A 5414-nucleotide genomic window follows, 5' to 3' on the forward strand; every position below is an offset into this window, starting at 1 on the left:
GCACCGGTTTGTGGATCCGGCATTCGTGGGTTCAATTCCCATCAGTCGCCCTCTTATTGGGCTATCGCCAAGCGGTAAGGCAACAGACTTTGACTCTGTCATTCGTTGGTTCGAATCCAGCTAGCCCAGTTTTTTCAAATAGTAACACCTCGGCGGTATAGCCAAGTGGTAAGGCACAGGTCTGCAAAACCTCTATCACCGGTTCAAATCCGGTTACCGCCTTTCCATAAGTAAGATGGAAAATTGCATTCTTCATATCATGCCGGCGTGGCGGAATTGGCAGACGCGCTGGACTCAAAATCCAGTGCCCGCGAGGGCGTGCCGGTTCGACCCCGGCCGCCGGTATCACATCTGAAAAACCCAGAAAGATGAAATCATCTTTCTGGGTTTTTTTGTCGAATTTTTTTTGCGATAATTCTCTACTGTTAACACGGCATTTATAAAGAAAAAATATTTTCTTTTGATTTTCCCTTTACAAAAAAATATTTTTTTGTATAATAAGAGTATAAAGGTTGGATGCGCTATCATATCGCTGAAGTTGCGATCGGCCAAAGAACTGATGGTTTAAGTACTTGGCACGCATCAAAGCTGGAAAACAATCAAGAGGACGATATTTCTTAAGGAAAAGGAAGGGTGAAGCGTAATGAAATGGGGATTTAGATGGTATGGGGAAAAGGGAGATACAATTCCGTTGAAACATGTAAGACAGATACCGGGGATTAACGGTGTTGTGGGCACTCTGTTGAACAAACTGCCCGGAGATGTGTGGGAAATTTCTGAAATCCAAGAATTGAAAGCGTCCGTGGAAAAAGGCGGTCTGGAATTATTGGGGATCGAAAGTGTGGCGATCCATGACGCGATCAAAGCAGGAACGTCTGAACGCGATCAATACATCGAGAATTACATTACGACAATCAAGAACTTATCCGCTTGCGATGTTCGCATGATTTGCTACAGCTTCAAGCCGATATTTGGTTGGGCAAAAACAGACTTGTTCTATGAAAACAAAGATGGCAGCTTCTCGCTTGTATACGATCAAGCTGTCGTGGATAAGATGGAACCGGCTGATATGTACAAACTGATCCACAGCCAATCGAAAGGCTTCAGCCTGCCTGGTTGGGAAGAAGAGCGCCTGAATAAGTTCGGCAAATTGGTGGAAATGTACGAAGGCGTTACGGAAGAAATCTTATTTGAAAACTTGAGCTATTTCTTGAAAAAAATCATTCCAGTATGCGAGGCAATGAATGTCAAGATGGCGATTCACCCGGATGATCCTCCATTTGAACTATTCGGTCTCCCTCGCATCACGAAGAATTTGCATGACCTGAAAAAGATCCTCAGCATTGTGGATTCTCCGTACAACGGACTTACGCTCTGCACAGGTTCCCTTGGAGCTGAACCAAACAATGATATGGTTGAAATCATCCATGAAGTGGGCGATAGAATCAATTTTGTTCACTTCCGCAATGTCGAATTTTTAGGCGAACGCAAATTCAGGGAATCAGCACATTTGAGCACGGATGGTTCATTGGATATGTACGCCATCATGAAGGCTTTAGTGGATGTCGGGTTTGACGGCGTTGTTCGTCCCGATCATGGGCGTACTGTCTTTGATGAGGTTGCGATGCCTGGTTATGGGTTGTATGACCGCGCGATGGGCATTACGTATCTGCAAGGATTGCATGAAGCAATCACGAAGGCAAAAGGATAAGATTTCTTAATGCAAGAAAGTGAGAGTGGAATATGCTAGCAAACATGGAACACGAAATTTATCGACAAATCGAAGAAACAAAATTGTTGCCTCTTTATACCGCTACGGATCTTTCCTGTTTGGATCGATTGGAAGAGGTTCTGCTCAACAACGATGTGCGGTTCATTGAAGTAACGTTCCGCAGTAACTTAGCCTTGGATGCCATCAAGAAATTGGCTCAGTCAGGTGAACTGATTGTTGGCGCAGGAACGGTTAGGACATTGAAAGAAGCGAAAGATGCTGTTGAAAATGGAGCGAAATTCATTGTTTCGCCTGCGATTGTTCCGGATGTAATTGAGTATTGCATCAAGCATGATATCCCTGTGTTTCCTGGGACGGCAACGCCTGGCGATATTCAACGCGCTACGGAATATGGCATCAAAGTAGTGAAATTTTTCCCCGCAGATATTTACGGTGGTTTAAAAGCGATCAACGCTTTGAGTGGCCCTTTCTACGATGTTAAGTTCTTGCCGACTGGCGGAATCAATGAAGAGAACTTTATGGAGTATGTCCAAAATGACCATATAGTAGCAGTGGGCGGTTCGTTTATCATTTCTGAATCGGTCATACAAAAAGATGATGGTGAAACAGCTGACAAAATCCTGAAAACATTGGTGGATAAAATCAGAGCCTAGAGAATAGCTGAGTGTCGGTTGTTAAAACAATCATTTGCCAATCATGCTAAAAAATTAGTGGAGTAATGACACGAGGGTGTTGTTGCTCTACTTTTTTTTCCGGGCCGAGTTGAGTGAATGATTATGGTCAGCCGTAATCTGCTTATCGTAAAGTGATCCTCTTGCGCTAAAAAAACAAGCACTTTCCAGTTGACAATAATGAGAAAAGGATTATAATGGATTAAAATTACACTAATAAAATCTGTGATGAGAAGTAGTAGCCAATGGCGTTTAGTCAAAGCGAGTTTGGGGCAGTGAAAGCCAAGCACTGTAGCCGTGGGTGAATGGATCTCTGAGACGTGATGCGAAAATTGCAGTAGCAAAAACCGGGAGTCCGCCGTTAAAAGGACGGGGTATCGAGTAACATCCGTACCCGCAGAGCGAGTTTTGTACTGAGGTGGCTAACGAATGGAAACATTTCGTCCTTTTGAGGAGGAAGTGTTTTTTTGATTCTGTAGTATTAGCGCGACAACGATGCATGGCCCTTTTTGGGTGACGTATTGGGTCCTTGATTCCGAAAGGGAGTCAAGGAGCGCAAAGAACGACAGAGTTGATCGTGAGTCAACAGTAGAGAACTAATATGGGTGGCACCGCGGCTACATCGTCCCATTATAGGGGATGTTGTGGCTTTTTTTGTATCCAAAATCCCCTGAATCAAGCAGAAATGGCGAAAAAATTTCATTAGGGGTGGATCAAATGTTTAATCTGACAGCAACAGAATTTGCAACATCAAAAAAACAGAATAAGGTGTTTCCGGTACACTTGACGGTCAATGCGGATCAATTGACGCCCATCGGCATGTACTACAATCTTGAAGGGGAGCATAAGTTTTTGTTCGAGAGCGTCTTTTCGGAGCGGGAAATCGGGAGGTACTCTTTTCTGGGTTCGAATCCTTACAAGAGCATCACGAGTATAGGCGAAGACGTGACGATCATCACCGATGGACAAGCCGTGCACAAAAAAGGAAAGGTGCTCGATTTCGTAAAAGAGCATGTGTCGATTCCCTATCTTGAGAACGATATCCCGTTGCCTTTTGTCGGCGGTGCGATCGGTTATGTCGGCTATGATGTCATCCGACAATACGAAAAGCTGCCGAATGTGAACCCGGATGAACTGCAGGCGCCTGAAGCCTACTTGATGTTCTACAAGCAATTCATCAGTTACGATCACTACCAGCACAAGATGACACTCGTCCATAATGTTTTCCCCGAGGACACGGAGGATTATGAAACAATCACCGCGAATCTGGAAAAATTAGCCGAAACGATGAACCAGACGAACGGCATCCGGCCTTTCCAAGAGGTGAATCCAAATCAGGAGGTTTCCTCAAACGTCAGCGAAGCGGAATTTTGTAAGATTGTCGAGAAGGCGAAAGAATACATCAAGGCTGGTGACATCTTTCAGGTTGTCCTCTCGCAGCGCTTGACCATCAAATCGGAATCCGAATCGTTCGATATCTACAGAAGACTGCGCACTAAAAATCCATCGCCTTATCTATTCTATATCGATCTGGGTGATTTCCAGGTAGTCGGTTCCTCTCCGGAAAGTCTGGTTACCGTTCAGGGTGGCGAAGTCATGACGAATCCGATTGCCGGAACGCGCAGAAGAGGGAAGAACGAAGAGGAAGACAATGAGTTGAAGAAAGAGCTGCTTGCAGATGAGAAGGAACGGGCAGAACATGTGATGCTGGTGGATCTGGGAAGGAACGACATCGGCAGAATCAGCGAATTCGGCAGCGTCAAGCTGGATAAGTTCATGGAAGTGGATATCTACTCCCACGTTATGCACATTGTTTCGAAAGTGACCGGCAAGTTGAAACCAGGCTTGACCTGTTTTGAAGCATTGAGCGCGTGTCTGCCTGTAGGGACCGTTTCCGGTGCGCCGAAAATACGCGCAATGGGCATCATCGACGAATTGGAAAGAACGAAACGGGGCATCTATGCCGGTGCGGTTGGCTATTTTTCCTATAATGGCAACATGGACACATGCATTGCGATCCGGACCATCATTCTGAAGGATGGCTTCGCCTATGTCCAAGCCGGCGCAGGGATTGTGCATGATTCCGTTCCGCAATCGGAATATACCGAGACACTCAATAAAGCAATGGCCTTGAAGGAGGTAATCTGAATGATTTTATTGATCGATAATTATGATTCCTTTACGTATAACCTCTACCAATACATCGGTGAAATCAATCCGGATGTGCAAGTCGTGCGGAATGATGCTCTGACGCTGGATGAGATGAAGGCGATGGATCTGGACTGCATCATCCTTTCCCCAGGGCCGGGTGTACCGGAAGATGCCGGAATCTGCGTAGATGTGGTCAGGGAATTTGCCGGAAAAGTGCCATTGCTTGGAATATGCCTTGGACATCAGGCCATCGGGTATGCCTATGGCGGGAATGTCATCCGCGCAGAAACGCTGAAGCACGGCAAAACATCCATGGTCACGCATAATGGAGATCCACTTTTCCAAGGAATCGCTTCCCCTTTCGAGGTCATGCGTTACCATTCGCTAGTAGTCGAAGAAAAGAGCCTTCCCGCTGAACTGGAAATACTCTCCAAAAGTGTGGATGATGGCGTCATCATGGCGATGAAGCACAAGGAGCATGCCGTCTACGGCCTGCAGTTCCATCCTGAGTCGATTTTCACCAAAGATGGTCAGACGCTTATCCGGAACTTTTTGGAAAACATCGCCAAAAAAGTAGCACAGCCAGTGGATTGATTTAAATTAGGTATGAGTGAGCGGGACAAATCCATCAGAATTTCCGAATGCGAAAGTCGGAAGCTCTTGCGGAAATAAAGTGGGTTTGGACCGCTGATTCGCATGCCGTATGGGGAATGATTCCAGCATTTCCTTGGTCTGTGCCGAAAGGCTTTAAAAAAATTAAAAAATCGTTGACAGCATTCGGCTGTGATGATAGTATATAGAAGTTGTCCGCCAGAATCGGCTTTGAAATGATTTGAAAAAATTGTTGACAGACGATTTAG

At 45.5% G+C, this 5414-nt stretch carries 4 protein-coding genes and 3 tRNA genes; all 7 read left to right on the forward strand.

From position 1 onward, the window contains the following. Positions 1 to 57 precede the first annotated feature (57 nt). The 7 genes from BM184_RS14980 to BM184_RS15015 all read left to right on the forward strand — a co-directional run bounded on the left by BM184_RS14980 (position 58) and on the right by BM184_RS15015 (position 5148). A tRNA-Gln gene (locus tag BM184_RS14980) sits at positions 58 to 129 on the forward strand. 22 nt (positions 130 to 151) lie between these two features. Continuing rightward, positions 152 to 222, forward strand: a tRNA-Cys gene (locus BM184_RS14985). A gap of 39 nt (positions 223 to 261) precedes the next feature. Further along, positions 262 to 345, forward strand: a tRNA-Leu gene (locus tag BM184_RS14990). Positions 346 to 643: 298 nt separating this feature from the next. Next, positions 644 to 1711 carry a mannonate dehydratase gene (gene uxuA / locus BM184_RS14995; RefSeq protein ID WP_086944007.1) on the forward strand — a complete coding sequence of 356 codons (1068 nt, stop codon included), beginning with the start codon at positions 644 to 646 and terminating at the stop codon, positions 1709 to 1711. Positions 1712 to 1743: 32 nt separating this feature from the next. Further along, positions 1744 to 2385, forward strand: coding sequence for a bifunctional 4-hydroxy-2-oxoglutarate aldolase/2-dehydro-3-deoxy-phosphogluconate aldolase (locus tag BM184_RS15000; RefSeq protein ID WP_086944006.1), 642 nt, complete (start codon positions 1744 to 1746; stop codon positions 2383 to 2385). Between the two features lie 735 nt (positions 2386 to 3120). Next, on the forward strand, positions 3121 to 4551 hold the full coding sequence (trpE, locus tag BM184_RS15010) for an anthranilate synthase component I (RefSeq protein ID WP_086944005.1): 1431 nt from the start codon (positions 3121 to 3123) through the stop codon (positions 4549 to 4551). Then, positions 4552 to 5148 (forward strand): anthranilate synthase component II, encoded by a 597-nt coding sequence (locus tag BM184_RS15015; RefSeq protein WP_086944004.1) that lies wholly within the window; start codon positions 4552 to 4554, stop codon positions 5146 to 5148. The last annotated feature ends 266 nt before the right edge of the window (positions 5149 to 5414 follow it).

The sequence above is a fragment of the Trichococcus pasteurii genome (assembly GCF_900112935.1).
Lineage (GTDB): Bacteria > Bacillota > Bacilli > Lactobacillales > Aerococcaceae > Trichococcus > Trichococcus pasteurii.

Excerpts from the sequence above, each read along its gene's own strand:
- uxuA (WP_086944007.1), top strand. The coding sequence starts at position 644 with ATGAAATGGGGATTTAGATGGTATGGGGAAAAGGGAGATACAATTCCG.
- BM184_RS15000 (WP_086944006.1), top strand. The coding sequence starts at position 1,744 with ATGCTAGCAAACATGGAACACGAAATTTATCGACAAATCGAAGAAACA.
- trpE (WP_086944005.1), top strand. The coding sequence starts at position 3,121 with ATGTTTAATCTGACAGCAACAGAATTTGCAACATCAAAAAAACAGAAT.
- BM184_RS15015 (WP_086944004.1), top strand. The coding sequence starts at position 4,552 with ATGATTTTATTGATCGATAATTATGATTCCTTTACGTATAACCTCTAC.